The sequence below is a fragment of the Geomicrobium halophilum genome (assembly GCF_014207655.1).
GTDB lineage: Bacteria > Bacillota > Bacilli > Bacillales > Marinococcaceae > Geomicrobium > Geomicrobium halophilum.
In genome coordinates this window covers 242,991-267,455 of the sequence record NZ_JACHHJ010000002.1, presented here as the reverse complement: position 1 = coordinate 267,455, position 24,465 = coordinate 242,991, and the positions used below count along the sequence as shown (strand labels likewise).

Genomic DNA, 24,465 nt, shown 5'->3' with positions numbered 1-24,465 from the left:
GGTTCACTCCTCTTCTTGTTCAGTGTTTTGGAAATATACGGCGTATTTTGCGGATAATTTCAGGCATTCTTCCATACTGACGGCACTGGCTTTACCTGTACCTGCAATATCAAATGCGGTTCCATGGTCGACAGAAGTTCGCAGAAAAGGGAGTCCATTCGTGATCGAAATCGTGCGCTCGAAGTCGGTCATTTTCGCCGCAATATGGCCCTGATCATGGTATAAGGAAAGCACAGCATCATATTTTCCTTGCAAAGCTTGGTGAAACACGGAATCAGCCGGGACGGGTCCTACCGCAGTGATCCCTTCTTCTCGTGCTCGTTCAATTCCTGGTGTAATCTCATCGATTTCTTCCCTGCCGAAAAGCCCGTTCTCACCACTGTGGGGATTCAAGCCGGCAACGGCTATGTTGCGTGATTTAACACCGAGCTGTTGCAAAGCTTGATCGCAACGGAAGAGATAGTCTTGTACTCGGTCTGCCGTCATCTGTGCAATTGCGTCTTTTAACGAAAGATGCCTTGTCAGGAAAAAGATTCTTAAGGAGCGAACCTCGAACATCGTTAATGGATCGTTTGTGTCCGTCATAGCTGCGAGCATTTCTGTATGGCCAATATGGGGAACTTCTGCTGCCAGTAATGATTCTTTATTAATCGGGGCGGTGGCGACCACATTGATCTCACCTGCATTGGCCAATTCTACTGCCTTCTTGATGTAGTCATAAGCAGCCTGACCACATTGCGCTTGCACCTCTCCATATCGCAGTGAGGAAGTGTCTACGTTCTCCAGATTCAACACATCAATTTGCCCATACTCAAATTGAGCTTCATTTGGATGATTGATTTTGCGGAGTCTTAGATCAGAATTTGTCACTTCAATTGCTTTCTCGAGAATATCGCTCTGACCAATCACAAAAATATTCCCTAACGCTTGAATTTCTCGATTGGCCATCGCCTTAACAATAATCTCCGGGCCGATTCCCGCCGGATCTCCCATTGTTGCTGCAATGATCGTTTTATCGTGCATAGCAGTCCCCTTCTTTCTTTTTTAATTGTGCTTGTAAGTATTGCACAGACTCGTAAGCGGCTTTTTCATCCCCGGCCAGTCCGCCTTTGGTTATGATCGGTAAGTGGTCACATTGACTACCGCTTAACCTACCGTATGCCAACAGCGGCTGAATTTCCTCGATCAGCTCGATGCCTTGAGCTTTGACTGATCCACACACCGATGCAAGGACTTCACCCCCACTCAAAAATAATCCGACATTTCCATCGAAATGGTTGCTTTCCATCATGGTGGTGAAAATTTCTCCAAGTCCAGCTGCGATGCGACGTCCTAAATCATTCATTGTTCTGCCTTCTTTTTGCGCCTGTTCGTTTAAACAGCTGGGTGGTTGCTCCGGATGATTAGTGGTGATGATGACAACATCGGTATGCCAAAACTGCTCGAGAGCTACTCCCGCCACACGGGAGATTTCCTCTCCCCAGCATTCGCTGAAACTTGCCAACTTGTTCGTATCCGTATATACCGTTCGGACATCAACCTTTGTTTTTAAATATTCAAGCTGTTTGCTAGTATGATCTGTCGTGCTTCCTACGATTAAAAGCACTGGAGTGTCTCTGCTTTGTTGTTTCGCTTGCATATAATAGGAGGTGAGTGGCCCGGGATCAACCGGGATCAGTGAGTGATTTTGAATAGATGCCATCGCGCTTGCAATGGTCTCAATATCGCGGTTGCTGACCGCGTCACAACAAATCATACGTGCACCAGCTTCTATTTTTTGTTTTAAAAGCGCTTGCAAAAAATCAGGTGATTGTCCGCTTATATCGTTTAGCGAAATTGTGCTCGTTGCATGTTGACTTTGCTCCTCCAATAGCGTGCATACGTTGGCGTGTTGAATGGGCTTCACCGGATCTCTCGCTACCTCTGTTTGTTCCAGCGGTACACCATCTACGAAAAGATTGCCGTCGCAGACCGTTCGCTTTGAATCAGGAAAAGCAGGAACGATGATGGCCACAGAATCCGGGATGGTCTTAAGAATGGTATCCAATTCGACACCGATATTTCCGCGAAACGTACTGTCAATGCGTTTAGAAATGATCTCTGCTCCCCACTCGCTAAGGTAAGCGTACGATGCCTTTACTTTTACTGAGGCCTGGAAGGGTTCGACATAGCGGCTGTCCGTATTGAGAACGAGTGCGTTGTATCTCTCCTCAGGATAGACCTCCTGATTGAGAACAGTGAGTGTGCGATGACCCTGCTTCGTTAACCTTACTCCCGTCGCGTTTGCGCCCGTCAGGTCATCCGCAATCACACCTACTTTCATAAGTCTCCTCCCTCCTCCTGCATCTTAGCGACGACCATGTTGTCATGCAGATGCCTCGCGTGCGATTGTTCATCGGTGACGATACCTACTAATTCCTCGAGATGACATACATGCGCAAACGCTTTGTGGCCAATTTTACTGTAATCAGCAAGAACCCACGTTTCGTTGGCGCTGTCAATCATCAGCCGTTTAATTTTTGCTTTTTCGATGGAGGGGGCTCTTACCTGGCCGGCGGTATCTACCGAATGAACTCCAAGAAAGCATTGATCAACATATATAGATTGAAGAAGGCGCTCTGTATGGCTCCCAAACATAGCCCCCACTTCATGCTGAAGCTCGCCTCCCGTCACGATCACATCAACCGAGCTATTTACCAGTTCAGCAGCGATTAACACATCATTCGTAACTACACTTAACCCTTCCCGATCTTTTAAACAACGAGCAAGTTCCAGAGTCGTCGTGCCTGAATCCAAAATAATGGTCGAATGATCAGCAATCAACGAAGCAGCTTCCTGAGCGATCGCTTTTTTCTCAACTACATTGACGTTTTCTTTCACTTGATAAGCCGTTTCGTGCCTCAATGGCTGAGCGGCAACCGCGCCCCCATGAATTCGGATAATTTTCCCCTCTTTTTCTAAAGAGCTTAGGTCCCTCCGAACGGTCATCGTCGATACTTGAAAATGGTTGGTTAAATCAGCGATGTAGACCTTATCGTGCTTTTGAATCAATTCAACGATATGTTCTCTCCGATCATTCATATGCACATAACCACCGATTTCATGTTTGTTCCAAACATAATTTAACTAAATTTTGTTATAAATAAACAACAATGTCAATACTAATACTACATTTTTCGTATGAATGATTGCCTCAACCCTACAATCGTCACCACACCCTTCGGAAAAATGGGCGGAAGAGATGAATCTATCTTTCGTATGAATAAAACGAATTTTCTGATATAAATAAAAACACCCGCAACCTTGCTAAGTGAAAGTACTAGCGAAGTGTTACAGGGGTTCTTTAATTAGAAAAGGTTATACATTTTAAACCATGGCGGGGTTACACCAAGGGTCTTCCAATAGGATGCATCCTACAGTAATAGTCGTTCCCTTTACAGCGAAGTAGTTTAGTTACCCTGAGGTTGGACTCTCAGAGAGTAGCTACTTTTTCTTTCTATTGGAATTTGATGCTATATAATAAACGAGCGTAGACACACAGCTGCGCAGAGCATCAATGCTTCATACACAAAATGAAGGACCATTTCCCTTCTGTCCGTCAGCAACAAACGGCCACGGATACGAAGGTTGATAAATAAACGTTACCCCTGAGACTCTCCTCCTGTTGTATCTTTTAATATAATTTTCTCATAAATTTGTCGCTACCTCATCCATGTTATTTCGGATATTCAATCACAGGTAGAGACGTTCATAGTGTTTGGTTTTGCCATCGCTAAGAAAATGGGTCGTCATGTCAGCACGCTTTCCCGCGAGAAGAAACGGGGAACGGTCCAACAAATAGACACCAACCGAAACTCTTATGAGAAGTATGATCCGGATGCGGGGGGCGCGTGTCTATCAAGGACACCGGAAAAATAGCGGATGTCCATGATCCCTAAATCTTTGGCGTTTCTAGCATTCGCTGAGGAGAAAATCTTGAAAGACAAGTGGTCGCCTGATGCTGTCGTGGGTTACGCCCGTAAATGTCCAGCGTGGCAAGGGTTTTACATTCCCTCCAAAAACCAAGAATAATTTATGCCTTTATTGATGAGCACCGGAGAGAGCATTCGGTGGTGAAGATGTTGCGACATCCTCAACGTATCCAAGAGCGGCTATTACAAATGGCGAAATAACCGTGATCTTGACCCTGATTACGCGGATGATGAGAAAGAGATCCGGCAGAAAATTAAAAAGTCCTTTTATGACAGCGGGGGAACTTACGGGAGTCCTCGCGTTTACGTGTACTACATTTAAAAATGCATTGAACATTAACCTGTGCAACATTTATCATCAATTTCATCTACATCATTCTTTGTATAAAAATATTCCCACTCGTTCCCATCAGGATCCGTGACCCAAAACTTATCTTGTACGGCGTAGCAACATGTAGTATCTATTTCTTCCCGTGCAAAGAATCCAACTTTTTCAAGCCTTTCTTTATGTTTGGTCACTGCATCTTTACTCTTCAATTGCACACCTAAATGGTTAATCTGATTTCCTTCCACTTGTTCTGTTGGTGTTAATGTTAAGTTCAAATTTGGATCAGCCGTTAGGAATTTAATATAATCGTGCTTTTCCTTTTCAGGCGTAACTCCAAGCATATTTTCATAAAAGGTCTTGCTTGCCTCTAAATCTCTTACGTTTAAACCAATGTGCACGGTTGTCATAAAAACCTCTCCTCTTTAATCAATTTTTTGATTTATTGGTTTCAAAAGCTACTGACACTTCGAAAATCCAGGTTTGAACACACCACATAATGCATCCGAGAGTGGTGAGCTGATCTTAGTTGATAGATCATCTCTATTCACTTTTTCTTCATGATTCCTATTTTTCTGTCAATAAATCTGCTTGATACATAAGGCTATCATACGCAGCATCGGTTATCCATCCTTCATTTTTTTGGTAATTAAGCAAAGTCTTAAAGCCTTCCATATGATTAACAACCTTATCTTCTTCTTGATCTTCCAAATGACTGATTGCTGTTAGATGAAGGGTTAAAGCATGGACAGATTCTTCGTTTTCGAATGCGCCTTGCTCATCAAATTGTTCGACTAAGCTTTTGATATAGGACGCACTCTGAAACTCAGCCAAAACATCGTTAAATCGGTCGGGGTAATCTGTAAATAACCCTGTCACTCCCCATTCCAATGCTGTTCTCATTGCACCTTTTGAGTTCACAGTATATGGATGGATGTGTAGGTTATGACTTCTTACGGTTTGAACGTACGCTTCATTGATGTTATTAAAGTTGGGGCCGACGCCTGTCGCATACTGTTTTATTTCTTCAAGCTCCGCTTCTGTCTCCTCTCCCAAAGCCGGTTGACCAAGCAGCTGAACGAGAGGCAAAGATGGATCCATTGAACGAATCAGCTCTAAACTATCTGAAGAGAACGATTGAATAATTGTATTGTTTGAGAGATCGTAATTGTCTAGAAGTCGCAAGAGCTCCTCTTCCATACCTGGATTAAGCTCTGGTGATTTGGTCTCAATGTAATAGTTTGAGTCGGAACCGAATGCTCGAAAAATTTCTTCTAGTGTCGGTACCTCTACTCCAACATACTCGTCCTTCGATTTTTCAGGGTTAGAAGCATTGAACCATGAACCGGCATCCAATTGTTTTATTTCCTCTAACGTCATATTTTCGACTAAGCCAGTCCCATCTGTTGTCCGGTCTACACTTTCATCGTGCATGGCAATGAGCGTGCCATCCGACGTCATTTGCAAATCAATCTCAATGTAATCCCCGTTTAGCTTCTCTCCAAGTACATAAGCGGGAAGTGTATGCTCAGGCGCATGCCCAGAAGCACCACGATGAGCGACATTTACGATTTTTCCCTCCGGATAGTGAAGACTGGTTGGGGTTATTTTTTCTGTAGCCGCTCCGACGTTCGATACACTAACACATGACACTAATGCGACACTCATTAAAGCAACAGCAGATTTAAACAATTTGTTCATCGCCGATATCCACCCTTTGATGATTAAATTTTGTTACCTTGCAAGCGAGTATGTGTAATATGTCGATAAATGTCTTTCTCAAACTCAACTAGTTAAAAGCCTTAATTTATTTATACCCACTTGGGTTTCTTCATTAAGCGTAAGACATCCGTTCACTTTTAATGAAGGCAGCTTTTGCCGGATAATCCGTGATGATTGCATTCACATTCAGATCTAGAAGCTGTTTAATCTCATTGCTTTCATTTACTGTCCAAACGCGTAAATCGCCAAACATGCCTCTCAATTGATGGACATTTGACAATACACTGTTTACATCAAGATGTAAGCCTTCTAACTCCAGGGGTTGTATATAATCACCGGGATGCGAAATCTCTCGAGTAATCAGGGCAATAACTGTCGTTTCTAACCAACGCTTTAAGCCGAAGTAATGTAGGCAGATGAAACGAAGAATAGATGACTTTTCGATCTCCCCCATATTGATGGAAAAGTGCGAGCACTTTTTCTTCAATTCCTGTATAAAACACTCGATCTGTCTTCAATTTAATATTTAATTCGATATCGTATGGCCCTAGCAGTTCAAGGACCCTCTAGCAATGATGGAACGTTCTCAAGATCCCAAGATTCTTCGTAATTTCGAAAGTATGAAAAACGAGAACCGGCACTGTACTGTTTTATTTGTTCAAAGGTTAGATCTTTCACATAACCTTCTCCATTCGTCGTCCGCCCCAGCTGTTCATCATGAATGACGACAATCTCCCCATCAGCAGTCACATATGAACGTCAATTTCCAATCCATAGACATCTTCTTCAATCGCCTTTTGGAAGCTGAGCAGTGTGTTTTCCGGATAGCTTCCTCGTGCTCCAAAGTTTCTCCTCTGTTTTAATCTAATAATTCTTCAGGACTCATCCCCAGATCTCCCGATGTTTGGCGAACGATATCTAGGCTTCGTCATCAATAGGGTAGAAGCCGCTGATGCCTCGTTCCTCAAAAAACTGCTCATCCTCATAATCAAAATAAAAAGCTTCGATTTCTTCTTTAAGGTCTTCTGGAAGTCCCGCTCGATAAGCGTCAGGTCCACGCGGAATATCATCGGAAGCATTAATAATCTTGAAATCCTCCTCGCTCACTTGACCTTGATCAAGCATAGCTTCCATCACATCTGTTGCTATTGCTGCTCCATCTACATCTTCATTTATTACCGATAAAATAGAAGTATCATGACCGCCTGAAAAACTGACATTACCAAAAAAATCTTCTACTTCATCATTTGTGACGCCTATTTCATCGATAACGGCTGAGCGAGGAAAAATATGTCCTGAAGTGGATGCAGGGTCTACAAATGCAAAGTCTTGTCCTTCAAGATCAGCGAGCTCTTCAGCTTCTGAATTTTCCGGCACAATAAATGCACTTTTATAAGTAATATCGTCTTCACCTTCCGCACCGATGGCGAACACTTCAGCATCACTGCGTTCTTCTGCCAAAATATAGGCGAAGGGACCTAAGAATGCGATATCAACATGTTCATTCTCCATTCCTTCAATGATAGCGTTGTAGTCTGTCCCCATAAATACTTCTACATCAATACCCAAATTTTCTCCTAATTCTTCACCAAACGATTCTACACGCTGTGACACTTCCGTCTCTTCTTCAGAAGGGATAACGCCCATTACAAGTTCGTCAGGCCATTCATCAGCACTCTCTTCTACTTCTCCCTCAGCTTCTGCAGCTTCATTTGCTGTTTCACCATTATCAGAATCAGAAGATTCTTCTTCTGCACATGCGACCAGTACCAACATTGTTGATACGCAAAAAGGTAAAAGGACCAGTTTTTTCCGTTTAATTTTTTTAATGATTTTTCTCCTCACTATTTTTACTTTTTCAAAAATTCGTGATTCATATGGCTATAAACCTTTTAATACATGTTTGTTCGTGTGACAGCCAACAGAGTGAACCTCCTCTCATATCCTTATAGGCGCTGTCACTTTCCACTATAAACGCTAAATATTAAGGAGTTATAGAGCCAACGTAAATTATCTACTAAGTTATTTGTCCAAACTTTAATGTTCCCTTATTCCATTAGCGCTTCCGGAGACATCTCCAAAGCGTCAGATGTCTCACGTATGATATCGTAAGTACTGTCCTCTACTTCAATGAATCCTGCTTGGTTATCTCGATCCTCCAAGAAATTTTGCACTTCCGGGTCTTCATCCATTGTTAAAAATGCCTCGACTACCGCGTCTTTTAAACTTTCAGGAAGATCACTTTGAATGGTTTCCGGTCCATGAGGAATTTCATCGGTTTCATCGACAATCTGAACTTGATCAATATTTTCGTGCTCGACATCATCAACGATAAAATCGCCAACACCCGCGGCGTCCACATCTCCATTTAATAGCGCGAGCATGGCTGTATCGTGCCCTCCAGCGAAAGTCACGTTCTCAAACATAGATTCCACTTCTTCCATACTGCTGTCTAATGTATTGACCAAATGGGACATCGGAAATAAATGACCTGACGTAGAAGCTGGATCGACAAAGGCGATGTCACTCCCTTTAAGGTCCTCGACTGATTCAATGTCGCTGTCTTCCAACGTCACAATATTGGATTGATACGTCTCCTCGCCCTCAGCTTCGATCCCCATGGCAAAAGCTTCTCCACCTGAGCGCTCATTGGCAAGCACATAGGAAAATGGCCCATAATGTGCCACGTGGATATGATCATTGGCCATGGCTTCAATCATCGCGTTGTAGTCAGTACCGACGTGAAACTCAACGTCTACACCGAGTTCATCAGATAGATAGCCGGCTAACGGTTCATATTCGTCCGATAATTCCTGCTCATCTTCAGAAGGCAGTATGCCATAGACTAAAGGATCCGGCCAATCATCTTGTTCTGCTGGTCCTTCTCCTTCTTCAGCAGCGGCTTCTTCACTCGACCCTTCCGCTTCTTGGTTGTCTGATTGCTCCCCGCTTGTCTCGGATTCACAAGCTGTGCCCATTAACAAAAGACCGACCAAAGCAAAAGGACGCAAATGAAATTTTTTCACGATAAACCTCCACCTTTATCAGATTTTAATACCATCAACAAGGATTAACTGCTCGCTTTTGCATTGACTTGTATTACACGATCTTTCATGAAACGCGTCAACATCTCTACTGCCAAAATCATCCCGAATATTACGAGTGTGATTGCGAGCATTTGGTCATATGCAAGCATTCTTGATGCCCTCACAAGTTCCCAGCCAATCCCACCTGCGCCAACAACACCAAGAACGGCAGCATAACGAATGTTGATGTCAAAACGGAAGACCGACCAGGAAATAAATGTACTAAGGAGCATCGGCACAACCCCTTGCATAATGACTTGAAATTTGGAAGCCCCGGTCGCTTTGACTGCATCAAGCACACTCTCGTCAATTTCTTCGATCGATTCCGCATATATTTTCACCAACATCCCGATACTGTTAACAGCGAGAGCCAATATCCGGGGTGTTGGGCCAAGCCCAACGGCAACGATGAACAGGAGCGCCCAGATTAATGCAGGAACAGCCCTTACGAATGCCGCAAACGTTTTGACAGCGTAACTTATGGACCAATGAGGCGCTAAATTCCTGGCCGCGAACGCCGCTAGCAATATAGAAAATAGAATGCCAAACACCGTCCCCATAATGGCAACTTGCAACGACTCCACAGCTGCCCCGAAAATATCAATTGGTTCGTCTAAAGTCGGGGGAAACATCGTAGACGTAATGCCTAGCAGACCATCAAAAGATGCCAAAAAAGTTTCTGAAATGACGTCCAGTTGGAACAAACTGAAGAAAAAGAATACAGCTGCCACTGTAATGATCAGATTTTTCGTTGTTCGATTTTTTTCTTGTTTCATTTCACTCATAGTATTCTCTCCCTAATTTTTGCAGTGGTGAACTCTACGAGTAAAATCAAGGCGAAGATCATTAAGATGCCCATCGCCGCTTCTTGGTATTGAAAGAGACTGATGCTTCTTTCCAGGACAATCCCGATTCCCCCGGCGCCAACCATCCCGAGAACGGCAGCCTCACGGATGTTTAAATCAAGCTTGTATAGCGACCAACCTACGAAACCGCTCTTAAACTGCGGCCATACGCTTTGCCCCACGACTTGAAACCAGTTAGCACCTGTCGCTTTCACTGCCCCTACCTGATCCATGTCAATTTCTTCAACAATGTCGGAGAACGCTTTCCCTAAAATACCAACACCTGAGAGCGCAACGGCGACCATTCCGGCAAAAGGACCAAGGCCAATCGCTGAGACAAGAATGATCCCCCACACAAGCGCCGGTACTGCCCGCAAAAACGTAACAATAGAGCGACAGATAAAAGAAATGATGGGGTGGAACTTCATATTGCGGGCGATCAAAAAGGCTAAAATCAAAGAAATGGCCACCGAAATTACCATCCCCGCATAGCTCATATACAATGTTTCCAGTGCAGGGCCTATGAACATGGGGATGCTTGATAAATCAGGCGGGAATAAATCCGTTGCAATAAATGCAGCGATATTGCCGGCACCCGAAATCAAATAAAGAAGGGTAAACTCGGTTGCATACCATGACCAGACGACTGCCAAAAATATAATGCCCAAAATCCACGCGCGATTTTTTCGCACCATCTTCTTTCTGCGTTGCCAATCCTTGTACAGTCCAAGAAGATCTTTATTTTCCGTACGCGGCGGCAATTCCAGTGGCTGTTCTAAAGTACCTTCAACGGATCTGCTCATTCAACCTTGACCTCCTTATCCTAAGTGGTGTAAATCATTTGAGTTTTTCGTTCCGTGAGGTGCGCAGGTGGTCCATCAAAGACAATTTCCCCTGCTTTAACACCGATGATACGATCAGCGAATTCTCTGGCAAAATCAACTTGATGTAAATTCACAATTGTCGTGATTTCATCCTCTTTTGAAATTTGCTTTAAATAATTCATGACATTCCATGAGGAATTTGGATCGAGACTGGCGATCGGCTCGTCCGCCAACAAGATATCAGGATTTTGGGCAATGGCGCGGGCTATACCTACCCGTTGTTGTTGACCGCCACTTAATTCATCCGCCCGCTTGAATGCTTGGTCTTTGAGACCGACTCTTGACAAAACTTCCAAAGCATAGAATGAATCTTCCTTGCTAAAATGCCCAAATCCACCGGATAATGTGTTCATATATCCAAGCCTTCCATGCAACACATTTTGGATCACACTTGATCTTTTGACTAAATTATAACCCTGAAAAATCATCCCCATATGGCGCCGATACTGGCGTAGATCCCTCCTCTTAAAAGATAATATATTTTTACCTTGAAACAGGATTTCCCCTCCAGTAGGATCGTTGAGACGGTTGATCGAACGTAAAAGCGTGCTTTTCCCTGCGCCACTCGAACCAATGATAGAAACCAGTTCACCTTTTTTCACTGTAGATGTAATGCCTTTTAACGCTTCCGTACCATCTGAGAACACTTTCTTTACGTCACGTAATTCCAAAACAGTTTCAGCCAAAATTTTCTCCCCTTTCCATTTAATAATAAAGGACAGATATAAATCTAACGTTTTTTCTGTGTAATCATTGTGTAAATGGCATGCTGTCTTTCGATAATTTCAGTGCTATTTCACTCCACCGATCTTCATAGAGAGGGCGAAGCTCATGGATCATCATCCCGGGATAGGTATCGGGAAGCAAGTCTACTACCAGGTCAAACGGTACACTCCCTGAACCGATAGGCGCGTGCATGTCACCCCTGCCCTGGGGGATAAGTTCGTATTGGTTTTTCTCCGTCGAGAAACAAGCTTTTCCAAAGTTGTCATGAATATGAAGGTGCACGAGGTGAGGAGCCATCAACATCAGTTGTTCTTTGAAGTCAAGGTCGTATATATTCGTTGCTATGTGAAGGTGACCAACGTCTAAAGTCAACCCCACATGAGAATGATTGATCTCTCTAACTTGCTCCACAAGCAAACCGGGGTTCACCGCATAGCAATAGTCTGTACGATCAAGAAACGGACGCATATTTTCCATGCCGATAACAAGGTTGGATTTTTTTGCTTGTTCGCCGGCAGTCGTTAGGATTTGCCGCTCTTCATAAAGCATCTTTTCTTTTTCCGCAGCATTGAACACAGACCAAGAGTGAGGATGCAAAAATTGCTCTTCACCAATAAAGCGGATTGGGTGGTAAACAAGTGTGCGTACCCCGAGTTCTTCCGCGACATCTATGGAAGCAAATAAAATATCCTTTTCTACTCGCGGTTCTGTAGGACGACTGAGATTTAAATAATGTGGAAGGTGCAAGGCATATTGAAGGTCAAATTGGCGGAGTATCTCTTTATATCCGGATAGCCGTTCCCGATTCAACACGCCGTTTTTTAGAAGCTGCAACCCTTGCACGGGGAGTTCAACAGCCTGCAAACCCAGGGATTCAATTTTTTTTAGTTTCAACTGTAATGATCCCATATCAGCCACTTCGCCATAGGAAGAAATGCTTACTCCTACATCCTGAACCATTTTCATTACCCCTTTGTTGGTTGTTTTGTTGGCTGATAAGTCAATTGGCCAACAGTGAATCCTTTTAAAATCGTGCGTTCCACAGCAGGGTATACGCTGTTATCGTTGACGATCAAAATGTCCGCGTCCAAGCCAGGCTTTAAGGCGCCTGTGCTTTCAATGCTTAGTGCTTTTGCGGGATTATAGCTGATCAAATTGATAGATTCAGGGATTGAGAGAAAGCCATGTTTATACAGGTAAAAAGCCGCCTGCAGCATCGCGGGCGGATAGTAATCCGAGCAGAGAACATCTACTGCACCGCTTTTTAGTGCTTCAAGTGCTGATAAATTGTTGTTATGCGAACCTCCAAGAATGATGTTCGGAGCGCCCATGACAACGTACAATCCAGCTTCTTTTGCCGCTTGGGCAATGTCCAAAGTTATGGGAAATTCACTGATCGAAGCATGCCATCTCTTGGCTGTATCAATTTTTTCCAACGTATCATCATCGTGTGATGACAGCGGTATATTTTGACGACGAGCGATATCTGCGATTTCCCGCAAGTGTCGGTGATCTATTCTTTCTAACTCAAGGTACATATCCATCCATTGTACTGCTTCCTGTTCGGTCATCTGTTGGGTGTACATTATATAGTCTTTTAGCTCTTTCCCATTGCGGTATTGCCCTTGACCCGGCGTATGATCCGTAAATGATAGTTGATCCATCTTGCACAATTCCAACCACTCGCGTACGATCGGAATCGCTTTGACATTTGTAACCTCAAAACGGATATGTGTTTTATGGTTGATCAAACGCGAGTGTTGCTTCATTTCATTGATGTCTTCCAGAAGGTTTACAACCGTCTCGTTGCTTCTTTGTTTACCTGATTTATGTTCTCTTAAGCTTAACGAATGGTACATGGTCGTAATGCCTTGGAAAACCAATTTTTTCTCCAGTTCCATAAACGCTTGTTTCGGTGCAAATAAACTACTTGGTCTCGGTTGAATTTCCTTTTCAATCGCGTCACTGTGTGTATCGATAATCCCCGGTATAATCCAGTTGTTTCGGGCATCGATATCGTCAGGTACGAGTGAACGTACGCGGGAGTGTGGCAGAATCTCAGTGATCACTCCGTTTTCCATTTCAATGGAACCCCCGATCAACACCTCGGTTGGAGTGACAATATTACCATTAATAATCCGCCTGGAACCTGTATGCATGTTGCTTTTCTCCTTTCCTGAGTCTCACTGTACTATTGACTGGCCGTAGATGGCGTCATATCCAAAACATGATCAACGATGACGTCCATCGTCTCCCAATCATGGAAAACACCGATCATCGCGGTGCCTTCCTTCTTCATTTCCAGTAACAACTCTACAACTTTCTCTTTCATGTTTTCGTCCAATGAAGCTGTAGGTTCGTCTAGTAACAGCAGGCGTGGTTTTTTAATCAGGGATTTTGCCAAGTTGATTCTTTGTTTTTCCCCTCCGCTAAATGTTGCGGGGTACAGGGTCCATAGTTTTTCAGGGATGCCTAATCTCTGTAAAATATCCTTTGCCTGAATTCTTGCCGCTTCCATATTTTCAATCATTGGAAAAAGCTCACCTGCTACAATGTCTAAACAAGAAACGCGTGGAATGACACGCAAAAATTGACTTACATAACTAACTTCATAGGTACGTATTTCAATAATCTGTCTCTCGCTTGCTTCTGCAAGATTAATCCAGCCATAGAGCATAGAATCATACCATATATTACCTTGCGTGCATAAATACGTTCGATGCAGGCATTTTAAAATCGATGATTTTCCAATCCCGCTGGGACCGGCAATGCCTATGGATGTTGATGGTTCTAATGAAAAATGAAGGTCTTGAATCGGCGCAATGGTTTTTCCATTGCTAATCGAAAATCGTTTGTATAATCCCTCGACCTTAAGCATTCACGTTCAGCCTTTCCCATTTGAAATTTCAGTAAGGATGATGTCTACAACAATGAATGGACGAGAAGTTGCGTGTACGCATGTTGAGGATCTTCCATAATCTGATCTGTCAGTCCGTTTTCCACAATCCGCCCTTGATTCAACACTAAGGTGCGATCGGTTAGCATGCGAATAACTCCAAGATCATGAGAGATTACAATCATGGAAACCTTTAACTCCTGTTGAATCGTGCGGATCAAATCGAGTACACGTGCCTGAACGGAAAGGTCCAATCCGGTGGTAATTTCGCCCAAAAGTAATAAGGGAGGGCGATTGGCCAGCGCTTTTGAAATTTGCACACGTTGTTGCATTCCTCCACTGAATTTCCGGGGAGGTTCATTCATTCGAGCTACCGGAATTTCCACTTTCTCCAGCAACTCTTCTGCACGTTCCACCATTTGCCCCACGTGACTGTAGTCCGCAGCAATCAATTTTTCGGCAATATTCCCACCGCTGGAGTAGTCCATTCTCAAACCATGATAAGGATTTTGATCAACCATCCCCAATTCATGGTTTTGCAAATATCTTTTCGTTTGATGGGAACAATCGAAAACATTTTGCTCTCCATCTCGATAAGATGCTAAATACATCTCTCCATAGGTAGGTTCCTCATTGAAAAACAATGATTTAACCAATGTACTTTTCCCGGAGCCGCTTTCCCCGACAATGCCGAGAATTTCCCCTTGGTATAAATCAAAGTTCAAATTTCTACAAGCCCAGACCGTTCCACATTCAAGGCATCGATTTCCGTCCATATAAGGGTTTTCGGATTCACTGTCCGTTGTGCAAAAAAGGCACCCGTCCCCATACTTTTTATAAAAATTGCGGATGCTCAGCAAAGGGGATTCTACAAGGGACATGCTAACGTCCCCCTTTCTCGTCCAGCACTTTGTTGCAGTAGGCTGTATCTGAACATTGATAATGCACCTCTCCATTCGTTTCATCTGTATTTTCTTCCAGAAAAACATCAGTCGATCCACAGCGAGTGCAAGCTTTACTGTTAAAAGATTCAACTTGAAACGGGTAATCATCAAATTGAAGAGGCTCAACGTCGGTATAGGGTGGTACAGCATAAATTTTTTTCTCACGACCTGCGCCCAGTAAAGTCAAAAACGAAGATTGATGCAACTTGGGGGTATCCCAGCGGGGAATTGGGCTAGGCGCCATCAAGTAGCGTCCGTGAACCATCACAGGGTAGTCCGCATCAAATAAGGCATGGTCCCACTTGACAATGTCTTCGTATAACTCTAACCACATCGCGTTGTAATTTTTTTCTCCGTGCTGTATCCTCGTGCGTTTTTCACTCGATTCTACATTGCGCAACGGTTCCGGTTTAGGCACTTGAAGAACTAAAACTTGTTCGGGTGTCAACGGGACTTCCGGAATGCGATGACGAGACTGGATAATGGTAGCTGCTTCAGTCTGTGTAGTGACAGAGACGTTTGTCGTCTCTTGTACCAAATTTCGTATGCTGACGGCATTCACACTGTCATCGCTTCCTTGATCGATGACTTTGACACAATCGTCATCACCGATAAGCGACAAGGTAAGCTGCAAGCCTCCTGTTCCCCACCCTCTGGCAATCGGTAATTCCCTGGATGCAAAAGGAACTTGATAGCCCGGGATAGCAACCGCTTTTAATGTCTTACGGCGAATTTCCCTTTTTGAAGGTTCATCAAGAAAAGCATAATTGTATGATTGGTTGTGCTCCTGCGCTGTTTTCATTTGGCACTACTCCCCTCCGTTTTGTTTTTCCTTGGTCGCGCGTATTCGATCCAGTTTAGACTGGAAGGTCACGTAATGGGGGAGTTTCAAATGAGAAACAAATCCATTGGCTTCGATGCTGTCGATATGTTCAAGCACAAATTCTTCATCTTCGGCAGGAGCTGTGCCCCCATCGGATATGCTGCGATCCAAGATGGCCATGGAAATTGCTTTAAGTTCATTTTGTCCGAAGCAACAGCCATAACCGAGAAAAAATTCAACTTCTCCGGATTCTTCATTTGTCGCAAATTTGTTGATCGTTTCTACTTCAGTGACGAGCGTTTCTCCTACATAGACACTTTCTCCCTCCTGATATGGATGGGGAATGCACACGGGCGCATACCCGACACGTAGTTCCCCAATGGTTGGATGAACGGCCCCGTATCCTCTCATACTGCTATAAGCCAATGCCATCATCGCCCCGGTTTCCCCTCTCGCTAATGCTTGAAGTCGAGCAGACCGAGGAGCCGGACTGGTATACTTTTCCCTGGTAATGTCAAAAGGAGGTTCCGTATCGGATAAAGCAGGATTTCTTCCCAAAAGTCCCTGATCACGCAAAATGCCGGCCACTTTCGTAAACGTAAGATTTTTATCCCGCCACTCGACCCCATCGGGAAGTGATTCCTCTAATGCAGAAAGATCGTCACGACTCAAATGTTCATCCATGAGATCAAAACGAAGCAACCGATGAGTGAAATCATAGGTAGGACCTAGAACTTGGCCGCCAGGGATATCTTTGAAAGAAGAAGAAATACGACGGATGACACGCATATTTTCCATATCAAGGACATGGCTGTAATGGTTTCTTGGCAAAGTGGATCGATACGCCCGGAGTAGGAAAGCCGCTTCAAATGTATCGCCTTCCGATTGCTTCAGCGCTAGCGATGCCAGCTCAGGTGCGTACAATCCACCTTCGCTCATGATACGGTCCACAAGCAGCCGCATTTGTTTTTGGATCAAGGAAGGATCCAATGGAGGCTGTTGGGGGTCCAAACGATAGGTGTCCGCCAATTTTTTTGCTGCCTCAATAGCTTCTTGACCTCCGGTTACAGTGACATAGGCCATTCACTCTACCCCCTCGTATACAATAAATAAATCGTTACTCTCCCATTTGCTGAATATGCGTTGTCCTCGGAAGTGCACAAATATCTCCGGCGCTTGTAAAAAATACCACGTCCACACCTAATGGATATTCTTGATTCACTTTTTCCCTTAAAATTAGCCATTGCTGGTCTAAACCGGACATAGCGATTTCCACACTTTTATCGATTCCCGGACCAGTCCAACTCATACCCTCGGATTGGAATGCATCGATATGAAGAAAAATCATCGCGCCTTTCTCAGGACTGCTCAATTCTCCTGTTTGAATCGTTCCTTCCAAACTTTCTATGATATTCGTATCTGTTAGCCCCTGAAAAAAAAGGTATTCCGCATTCCCGATGGATGCTTCCTTTGAAAAGGTAGACCGCGCGATCGCTTTCGATAACTCCGGGTTTTCGTGCACATAATAACTGACTTCCTGGTCAAGCAAGGCATGAGCGATGTTTATGTAGATTTTCGTTGCAAAATATTTCTGATTAGATGCATGATAGTGTTGAATACGTTGAATCGTCCCCGGATTCGCCATTGCAGCGAGCAAGGTACGAAAAACACTTTGATCCTGTTCCATCGTGGAAGATTTAGCGATTAACCCGTTTTCAGCCATGGTTATCCTCCTTGGTTTTAAAATTAATTTAATGTTTTATCGGACCTAGGCATTCGCAATGAATTTTTTCCGGATATAGGTGGAGCATTGTTCTACAATAATAACGACGACTAAAATCAACAAAATCATCATCAAGGCTTCATCAAACTGCCGCATCGTCATGGCAACCGACAGCTCAACGCCAATTCCACCTGCACCAACCAGCCCGAGAACCACGGCACCGCGAATGGCTTTCTCCACAGCAAACAAGCTTGTTCCCACAAAGGATGGCACTCCAAGTGGAAGAATAGATCCGAAAATAACACCTGTTTGATTGGAGCCCGTCGATTGCACTGCTTCAATCGGCCCCTTTTCCATTTCTTCGATTCGTTCAGAAAAAAAGCGGCCACAGAAACCAATCGTATCCATCATGATCGTCAGCATGCCCGGGAAAGGTCCCAACCCTACCGAAATAACGAATATTAACGCCCATATTAAATCGGGAACGGTTCGAAGCAGGGATATAAAACCCTTGGCCACATAACCAATGACTGGATGGGGCGTTGTGTTTCTTGAAGCTAGCAATGCAATCGGAAGGCTAAGAAAGACCCCGAACACCGTTCCGACCAACGCGATTTGAAAGGTTTCATACATGGCTACAAGTGCTGTTTGAAATCTTTCCAAATCAGGCGGGAAAGCACCGATGATGAAATGAAACATATTTACAATGCCGGAAAAGAATCGATCGGCACTTATTTCCATAGATCCTAACCCGAGGATAAATAGAATGAGCCCGCCAATGGTGATTATTATCGTTGCAGGGGAAGGCAGCTTGAAACGTTTCGGCATATGGCGGTTATACTCCATATTCCACCAAACCTTCGTTCCATTTCGCTTTTTGTTCTTTCGGACTCATGTATAATTTCTGCAGCTCTGAACGTTGAATATGGGGAACCCCCTTGTCAATCAGGACTTCACCTTGATTCAGCCCAATAATCCGTTCTCCATATTCAAGAGCAATATCCATCTGATGAAGAATGCTTATAAACGTTAGTTGATTTTCCCTGCAGATGGAAACAAGGAGATCCATAATTTCTTTTCCAGCCTTTGGGTCTAGGCTGGCAATGGGTTCATCCGCCATAATCATCCGCGGACGCTGCATGATCATGCGCGCGATGGCTACCCTTTGTTTCTGTCCTCCCGACAATTCATCCGCACCATTGCCTGCTACGCTTTCCATCCCTACACGTTCAAGCGCATTCATCGCTTCCAATCTCAAGGTTGAGGACGCAATAGGTGCACACACTTTCCGAAATGGTTGCCGACCGAGGGCACCAAATAGAACATTTTGCAGCACACTTAGATTATGGGTTAAGTGATAATGTTGGAAAACCAATCCGATATTACGCCGAAATGTACTGCGTTCCTTTCTTTTTTTAAAACTCGCTGGTACTTTTCCACCTATCTCCAAATATCCGCCTGTTATATTTTCAAAATCTGTCATACAGCGGAATAAGGTAGACTTTCCAGACCCATTATGACCCAGAATGACAACATGTTCACCTGGACCAATGTTAAGATCCAACGCTTTAAGCGCTTCGGTTCCATTGGGGTATACTTTGGTTACTTCGCTCATAGTCACTGAAAACACGCAATACTACTCCCTTCTTTTTATTCCTCCGATAAATCAAGTCCCAACTCTTCGTAAGCGTTCCGCATACTGTCGTAATCCTCGTCAGAAGCTTCCGTAAACGTACCCTCAACATATTTATCATTTTCACCTGTTACAAGAATCGAATCCAGCAGTGCTTCATCATTTTCAAGGATGCTTTCCCGCATGTTTTCTATTAAGTCATCAGGAAGCTCCGGGCTTGCAACAAACACATCGTTCGGAAGCGTTTCTCCCTCGGCAATTATCCGAAAACCTTCGTCTTCATGCTCTTCAACCATTTCGTGGTAATCCTTAATTCCGGTAGCCAACACTTCCACATCACGATTTAGAAATGCATCAAAACGGGCATCATCCAACAGTTGAATGTCAACATCTTCATCCACGTCTATTCCTTCGTCGATAAGCATTTCACTCGGTCCTACATGCCCACTCGTTGAGCCGGGGTCTTTCATCGCGATGCTGTGGCCCTCTACATCCGCCAATGTTCCAATATCACTATCTTCATGTGCGATGAAGGCGGCATGGTACTCATCTCTTTCAATACCTGCAAGCAACTCGGTATCCGGTACAACGGACTTAATTTGCGCATACTCCGATGGTCCTGCCAGAAGAACGTCCACTTGATCATATTCCATTGCCGTTGAACCAATCGTGCGATCCGTCACTGCAAAGAACTCAATGTCCATGCCTATCGTTTCTTCCAATTCTTCCTGAAAAGGTTCAAATTGCCGCTGTAACTCTTCCATTCCTTCCACACCTGTATCGGCAAAGCGGATCTCGTCTGGCCAGTCTTCGCGATCTCCTTCTTCCTCCGTTTCCTCGGATTCCGCCTGTTGCGCAGTAGCTTCTTGGTCATCTCCTTCTTGCTCTCCCCCGCAACCTCCAAGCAGAACGACTGTCCCCAAGATTCCGATTAAGCCTTTTGGTTTTAGCACGCGTTTCCTCTCCCTTCATTTTTAACCATTGATAATGATACATAAAAATTATGAATATTATTTATATATAGTGTTAAAGATTTGTAAATAAAATCATCCCTTCGCCTATAATCACTTATGTCACTCTATAAAAACTCCTGATATGTATAAGAGGGGATGCTTGAAGGCCTACTTGGTTTCAAAGCTCACTTTCGTTTTCATTGTGTTTTCGTGATCCTTATAATGTTTAGCGGCAACCTTTTCAAGTTCTTTTTCAATAATTTGCTTCCAATGAAACGTGATGGGAAAAGCACCGGCAATGACGGCATCGATAATAGCGAGATAATAAGCGCGTTTTCCATCACCATTCATAACTGCTCCAAACCCCCATTGATCTTCAATGGATACCGTACATTCGGTGATTTCTGTTTCTCCAAGATTAAAAGCACCTCCCGAAACCGTTTCTTTTGACTGGAGCATGAGCAATGACCTCTGCGGGGGCTTCATTATATGAATGTCATATTGTTCTATAATCGGCGAAACCATATTGTGAATAACTTCCGATTCCGCATCGTTCAATGCTTGAGACCATTTGTTAACTTGCATCTTATTCCTCCTCTTTTGTTTCTTTTCAGTTCTAATCATAAAGTCAGAGTTTAAAGAAGGTTTTAATAGATTCCGTAAAGCATGATGAAGTTCTTGTAAACCCAATTTTTCATGAAATCATTACACACAGTTAATAATCACTTCATCTTCGGATGATATAGTTCATGTATGAGAGGAAGGAGGAACAACATGAATATACGTGCATTGTTCATTGATATGGATGGAACATTGCTGACGTCATCAAATGAGATTTCAAAGCGGAATGTCAAAGCGATCAACCGATTGAAAACACAGGGTGTTAAAGTTTTTCTGGCAACCGGGCGTCAATACGAGATCACAACACCTTACCATAGAATGCTTAGCTTGATGGCACCCATGATCTGTCTGAATGGTGCTGCCATTCACGATGGATTCACGGGCAGGGTTATCCGGATGAATCCGGTTGTGTTGGATGAGGCGCATTTTCATCGAGTCACGAATGAGGCTTCTTGCAATGTGATTGTGCACTCAACTGACGGTCTCTATTGCAAAAGGACATCCAAGGAAGTAGATGAGTGGACCAGGGAAGGGAAGGTGCCACCAAGGTATATCGGCGATTTGCGACATGCAGATTATCGGAGCGTGCTGAAGTACAACGTCAGGACCGGTTCTCATGGCTCTCATATGTCCCATTTGTTCAGCAATTCAGCCGACGTCATTGACTGGGAAAACGGGTTTGAAATAGTGGCTCCCGGTGTTTCCAAATGGGCAGCCATTGAAGTGCTTATTAGAGCATTTGGCATTAAACCTGAGGAAACGGCAGCCATCGGAGATGGCCCAAACGATATCCAGATGCTGCATCATGCCGGTATCAGCGCCGCCATGGGGAATGCCGGCTATGAAGTCAAAACGGCCGCGGATGTTACCACCGGTCACCATGAAGAAGATGGACTGGCAGAATTTATCGAAAAATACCTCGTTCGATCCTTTGAAAAAATAACTTGAATGTAAAAATTTCATCATATATGATTTCGATATCGTAGTTCGATATCATTTTTTGTGTCGTTTGGGGAGTGGGAGGTTTCATAATGCCTTATTTAAAACAGCTTTTAGAAATATTACTTGTTTCCACAAGACTGGGACTGACTTCATTTGGCGGTCCTATCGCCCATCTGGGATATTTTCATGAAGAATATGTTCGCCGAAGGAAATGGATGGATGAAAAAAGTTACGCTGATTTAGTCGCGTTAAGTCAGTTTTTGCCGGGGCCGGCGAGTAGTCAGGTTGGGATTGGTATCGGAGTAATGAGAGGCGGCGTTTTCGGTGGCTTTATTTCTTTTATTGGATTTACATTACCATCCGTAATTGCTCTTATCCTATTCGCATTCATCGTACAGGAGTTCGGTGTAGCAGACGCAGGGTTTATTCAGGGCTTAAAAATTGTAGCCGTTGCCGTGGTAGCCCATGCTATCCTCGGTATGGCTCAGAACTTAACACCGGATTTAACGAGAAAAACCATTGCGCTATTTGCTTTAATCGCAACATTGATGATTCCACATTTTCTTTCGCAAATTGGAGTTATCCTGGTGGCTGGATTATTAGGTTTTTTTATATTTAGAAACAACCAAAACAATGAAAAGCTATCCATGAAATTTCCAATCTCAAAAAGGTTTGGGGCAATTTCCTTAACATTATTTTTCGGACTGTTGGTCGGCCTCCCTATTTTAAGTAATGTTAGTTCAATGACTTGGATTAGCGTACTCGATAGCTTCTATCGCGCAGGTTCTTTAGTATTTGGCGGCGGGCATGTCGTCCTTCCGCTTTTGGAACGAGAGTTTGTTCCTACGGGATTAATTAGTGAAGAATCGTTTCTTGCCGGTTATGGTGCAGCCCAAGCTGTTCCGGGTCCTCTTTTTACGTTTGCTTCCTATATCGGGGCTGATATTGGTGGATGGCCAGGCGGTCTAATGGCAACAATTGCAATTTTCCTTCCCGCGTTCCTTCTCATTTTAGGAACATTGCCGTTTTGGTATTCATTGAGGGCAAACGGTAAGATTAAAGGGGCATTTATGGGGGTTAATGCAGCTGTTGTAGGGATACTCATCTCTGCATTTTACCAACCCATATGGACAAGTGCCATCCTCACCCCAATAGACTTTGCTTTAGCAGCCTTGTTGTTTTTTATGCTCGTTTATTTAAAACTTCCGCCTTGGCTCATTGTTCTTACCGGAGCCGTAGGAGGGTCTCTTATAGCTGTTTTTTAAGACGAGGTGTAATCACCACCGTTAATATGAATCTCCTGACCGTTCATGTAGGATGACTCATCCGAGGCGAGCATTACATATAGCCATGCGTGTTCCGATGGTTGGCCGGGGCGGTTGATTAAGCCGCCTTGACCAAAATCCTCAACGCCATCTTCGTCAAACGAAGACGGGATTAATAGCGTCCATACCGGCCCCGGCCCGGGAGCTACTGAATTCGCACTAATTCCTTTACCGGAAAGGCTTTGAGCGATACTGCGGATAAATGAGGTGAGCGCGCTTTTCGTTGCAGAATAATCCATAAAAATCAGATTACCACGGTAAGCATTAATAGATGAAGTGGCAATAATGGAATCACCTGCTTGCATATGCCGTACTGCAGCTTTCGTCAGATAAAATTGTGAAAAGAAATTCACCCGAAAGACTTCTTCGAACTGCGCGGACGAAATATCAAGCAGATCGACACGCACATATTGGATTACGGCATAATTCACGAGAATATTTATTTTTCCAAACTCATGAACTGTCTTCTCGACAAGCCCCTCGCAATGGGAGTCATTCTTTATATCTCCTGGGAACAGTAAACACTTGACACCCTCTGCTTCCACTATTTTTTCGTTTCTTCCGCGTCTCCATGTTCATCCAAATAGGAAATGGCCACATCAGCGCCTTCTTTGGCATAGAGAATGGCGACAGCACGACCGATTCCGCTGTCTCCTCCCGTAATCAGGGAAGCTTTGCCTTTTAATTTATTCGTCCCTTGGTAATCCGAAGGTTGCGGCGGTCTTGGCTGCATCTTCGATTCAATGCCCGGCTGCTTTTCCTGGTGCTGCCGAGGCGTGCTTCCTACCTGCATCTCTCTGGGATCCATGGCATTTCCCTCCTTCTTCTAAATATTTCAACCCATTTATTCCGATATAAGGATTGACAAATGACTGTGTTGCGATAGCGCCAACGCCGGCTTTAACAAAAGGACAAATGCTTCCAACTGCAGGAACCCTTGTTGACACTGCAACACCGAATTGCCCTTTTTTCTCGCATCTTGCAGTAATTGAAAATGTATTTAGTTTACGCATCTTACAGTACCCTCCCTGGCTTCTTGTCTTTTC

27 protein-coding genes and 1 pseudogene are annotated in these 24,465 nt (G+C 44.0%); 2 read left to right on the top strand and 26 right to left on the bottom strand.

What is annotated here, in order from left to right:
• Positions 1-3: 3 nt before the first annotated feature.
• The 24 genes from pdxA to phnG all read right to left on the bottom strand — a co-directional run bounded on the left by pdxA (position 4) and on the right by phnG (position 21,116).
• The gene (pdxA, locus tag HNR44_RS09335) at positions 4-1,023 is read right to left on the bottom strand and encodes a 4-hydroxythreonine-4-phosphate dehydrogenase PdxA (protein ID WP_184403870.1); all 1,020 of its coding nucleotides are present in this window, start codon (positions 1,021-1,023) and stop codon (positions 4-6) included.
• On the bottom strand, positions 1,013-2,323 hold the full coding sequence (locus HNR44_RS09330) for a four-carbon acid sugar kinase family protein (RefSeq protein WP_184403869.1): 1,311 nt from the start codon (positions 2,321-2,323) through the stop codon (positions 1,013-1,015). The genes pdxA and HNR44_RS09330 overlap by 11 nt, the downstream gene beginning before the upstream one ends.
• Complete coding sequence (locus HNR44_RS09325; protein ID WP_221434262.1) at positions 2,320-3,081, bottom strand: DeoR/GlpR family DNA-binding transcription regulator; 762 nt, start codon at positions 3,079-3,081, stop codon at positions 2,320-2,322. The genes HNR44_RS09330 and HNR44_RS09325 overlap by 4 nt, the downstream gene beginning before the upstream one ends.
• A gap of 1,226 nt (positions 3,082-4,307) precedes the next feature.
• On the bottom strand, positions 4,308-4,706 hold the full coding sequence (locus tag HNR44_RS09320) for an ArsI/CadI family heavy metal resistance metalloenzyme (RefSeq protein WP_184403867.1): 399 nt from the start codon (positions 4,704-4,706) through the stop codon (positions 4,308-4,310).
• A 157-nt stretch (positions 4,707-4,863) separates the two neighbouring features.
• Positions 4,864-5,997 (bottom strand): glycerophosphodiester phosphodiesterase family protein, encoded by a 1,134-nt coding sequence (locus HNR44_RS09315; protein WP_184403866.1) that lies wholly within the window; start codon positions 5,995-5,997, stop codon positions 4,864-4,866.
• A 133-nt stretch (positions 5,998-6,130) separates the two neighbouring features.
• Positions 6,131-6,472 carry a glycerophosphodiester phosphodiesterase family protein gene (locus HNR44_RS09310; RefSeq protein ID WP_221434261.1) on the bottom strand — a complete coding sequence of 114 codons (342 nt, stop codon included), beginning with the start codon at positions 6,470-6,472 and terminating at the stop codon, positions 6,131-6,133.
• Between the two features lie 101 nt (positions 6,473-6,573).
• Entirely contained in the window at positions 6,574-6,768 is a 195-nt protein-coding gene (locus HNR44_RS17840) for a glycerophosphodiester phosphodiesterase family protein (protein ID WP_184403864.1), read from the bottom strand.
• Complete coding sequence (locus HNR44_RS18065) at positions 6,765-6,830, bottom strand: hypothetical protein (RefSeq protein ID WP_221434277.1); 66 nt, start codon at positions 6,828-6,830, stop codon at positions 6,765-6,767. The genes HNR44_RS17840 and HNR44_RS18065 overlap by 4 nt, the downstream gene beginning before the upstream one ends.
• A 106-nt stretch (positions 6,831-6,936) precedes the next feature.
• A complete protein-coding gene (gene phnD, locus HNR44_RS09295; RefSeq protein ID WP_184403863.1) occupies positions 6,937-7,794 on the bottom strand; it encodes a phosphate/phosphite/phosphonate ABC transporter substrate-binding protein in 858 nt (285 codons plus the stop codon).
• Positions 7,795-8,066: 272 nt separating this feature from the next.
• A complete protein-coding gene (locus HNR44_RS09290) occupies positions 8,067-9,044 on the bottom strand; it encodes a phosphate/phosphite/phosphonate ABC transporter substrate-binding protein (RefSeq protein WP_184403862.1) in 978 nt (325 codons plus the stop codon).
• Between the two features lie 44 nt (positions 9,045-9,088).
• On the bottom strand, positions 9,089-9,889 hold the full coding sequence (phnE, locus tag HNR44_RS09285; RefSeq protein ID WP_184403861.1) for a phosphonate ABC transporter, permease protein PhnE: 801 nt from the start codon (positions 9,887-9,889) through the stop codon (positions 9,089-9,091).
• Positions 9,886-10,752: a phosphonate ABC transporter, permease protein PhnE gene (phnE, locus tag HNR44_RS09280; RefSeq protein ID WP_184403860.1), complete on the bottom strand. Its 867-nt coding sequence runs from the start codon at positions 10,750-10,752 to the stop codon at positions 9,886-9,888. The genes phnE (HNR44_RS09285) and phnE (HNR44_RS09280) overlap by 4 nt, the downstream gene beginning before the upstream one ends.
• Before the next feature lie 20 nt (positions 10,753-10,772).
• Positions 10,773-11,519, bottom strand: a complete 747-nt coding sequence (phnC, locus tag HNR44_RS09275) for a phosphonate ABC transporter ATP-binding protein (protein WP_184403859.1) — start codon at positions 11,517-11,519, stop codon at positions 10,773-10,775.
• Between the two features lie 64 nt (positions 11,520-11,583).
• On the bottom strand, positions 11,584-12,519 hold the full coding sequence (locus tag HNR44_RS09270; RefSeq protein WP_184403858.1) for a sugar phosphate isomerase/epimerase family protein: 936 nt from the start codon (positions 12,517-12,519) through the stop codon (positions 11,584-11,586).
• A 5-nt stretch (positions 12,520-12,524) separates the two neighbouring features.
• Entirely contained in the window at positions 12,525-13,718 is a 1,194-nt protein-coding gene (locus HNR44_RS09265) for an alpha-D-ribose 1-methylphosphonate 5-triphosphate diphosphatase (protein ID WP_184403857.1), read from the bottom strand.
• Positions 13,719-13,750: 32 nt separating this feature from the next.
• On the bottom strand, positions 13,751-14,437 hold the full coding sequence (locus HNR44_RS09260) for a phosphonate C-P lyase system protein PhnL (protein WP_184403856.1): 687 nt from the start codon (positions 14,435-14,437) through the stop codon (positions 13,751-13,753).
• A gap of 44 nt (positions 14,438-14,481) precedes the next feature.
• Positions 14,482-15,336 carry an ATP-binding cassette domain-containing protein gene (locus HNR44_RS09255; protein WP_184403855.1) on the bottom strand — a complete coding sequence of 285 codons (855 nt, stop codon included), beginning with the start codon at positions 15,334-15,336 and terminating at the stop codon, positions 14,482-14,484.
• Position 15,337: 1 nt separating this feature from the next.
• A complete protein-coding gene (locus tag HNR44_RS09250; RefSeq protein ID WP_184403854.1) occupies positions 15,338-16,201 on the bottom strand; it encodes an alpha-D-ribose 1-methylphosphonate 5-phosphate C-P-lyase PhnJ in 864 nt (287 codons plus the stop codon).
• A gap of 6 nt (positions 16,202-16,207) precedes the next feature.
• Positions 16,208-17,305 carry a carbon-phosphorus lyase complex subunit PhnI gene (locus HNR44_RS09245; RefSeq protein WP_184403853.1) on the bottom strand — a complete coding sequence of 366 codons (1,098 nt, stop codon included), beginning with the start codon at positions 17,303-17,305 and terminating at the stop codon, positions 16,208-16,210.
• A 34-nt stretch (positions 17,306-17,339) separates the two neighbouring features.
• Positions 17,340-17,945 (bottom strand): phosphonate C-P lyase system protein PhnH, encoded by a 606-nt coding sequence (gene phnH, locus HNR44_RS09240; protein ID WP_184403852.1) that lies wholly within the window; start codon positions 17,943-17,945, stop codon positions 17,340-17,342.
• Between the two features lie 45 nt (positions 17,946-17,990).
• The gene (gene phnE, locus HNR44_RS09235) at positions 17,991-18,773 is read right to left on the bottom strand and encodes a phosphonate ABC transporter, permease protein PhnE (RefSeq protein WP_184403851.1); all 783 of its coding nucleotides are present in this window, start codon (positions 18,771-18,773) and stop codon (positions 17,991-17,993) included.
• A 7-nt stretch (positions 18,774-18,780) separates the two neighbouring features.
• The gene (locus HNR44_RS09230) at positions 18,781-19,575 is read right to left on the bottom strand and encodes an ATP-binding cassette domain-containing protein (RefSeq protein ID WP_184403850.1); all 795 of its coding nucleotides are present in this window, start codon (positions 19,573-19,575) and stop codon (positions 18,781-18,783) included.
• 20 nt (positions 19,576-19,595) lie between these two features.
• Positions 19,596-20,531: a PhnD/SsuA/transferrin family substrate-binding protein gene (locus tag HNR44_RS09225; RefSeq protein ID WP_184403849.1), complete on the bottom strand. Its 936-nt coding sequence runs from the start codon at positions 20,529-20,531 to the stop codon at positions 19,596-19,598.
• Between the two features lie 168 nt (positions 20,532-20,699).
• Positions 20,700-21,116 (bottom strand): phosphonate C-P lyase system protein PhnG, encoded by a 417-nt coding sequence (phnG, locus tag HNR44_RS09220; protein WP_184403848.1) that lies wholly within the window; start codon positions 21,114-21,116, stop codon positions 20,700-20,702.
• Positions 21,117-21,305: 189 nt separating this feature from the next.
• On the opposite strand from phnG, the gene HNR44_RS09215 reads away from it, so the two are divergent.
• Both HNR44_RS09215 and chrA read left to right on the top strand, forming a co-directional pair.
• Positions 21,306-22,100, top strand: coding sequence for an HAD family hydrolase (locus HNR44_RS09215; RefSeq protein WP_184403847.1), 795 nt, complete (start codon positions 21,306-21,308; stop codon positions 22,098-22,100).
• An 83-nt stretch (positions 22,101-22,183) separates the two neighbouring features.
• On the top strand, positions 22,184-23,359 hold the full coding sequence (gene chrA / locus HNR44_RS09210; RefSeq protein ID WP_184403846.1) for a chromate efflux transporter: 1,176 nt from the start codon (positions 22,184-22,186) through the stop codon (positions 23,357-23,359).
• On the opposite strand, the pseudogene HNR44_RS09205 reads toward chrA, so the two are convergent.
• Both HNR44_RS09205 and HNR44_RS09200 read right to left on the bottom strand, forming a co-directional pair.
• Positions 23,356-24,227, bottom strand: a pseudogene (locus HNR44_RS09205) (SDR family oxidoreductase). The gene chrA and the pseudogene HNR44_RS09205 overlap by 4 nt on opposite strands.
• Positions 24,160-24,432 carry a DUF1028 domain-containing protein gene (locus HNR44_RS09200; RefSeq protein WP_184403845.1) on the bottom strand — a complete coding sequence of 91 codons (273 nt, stop codon included), beginning with the start codon at positions 24,430-24,432 and terminating at the stop codon, positions 24,160-24,162. The pseudogene HNR44_RS09205 and the gene HNR44_RS09200 overlap by 68 nt, the downstream one beginning before the upstream one ends.
• Positions 24,433-24,465 lie beyond the last annotated feature (33 nt).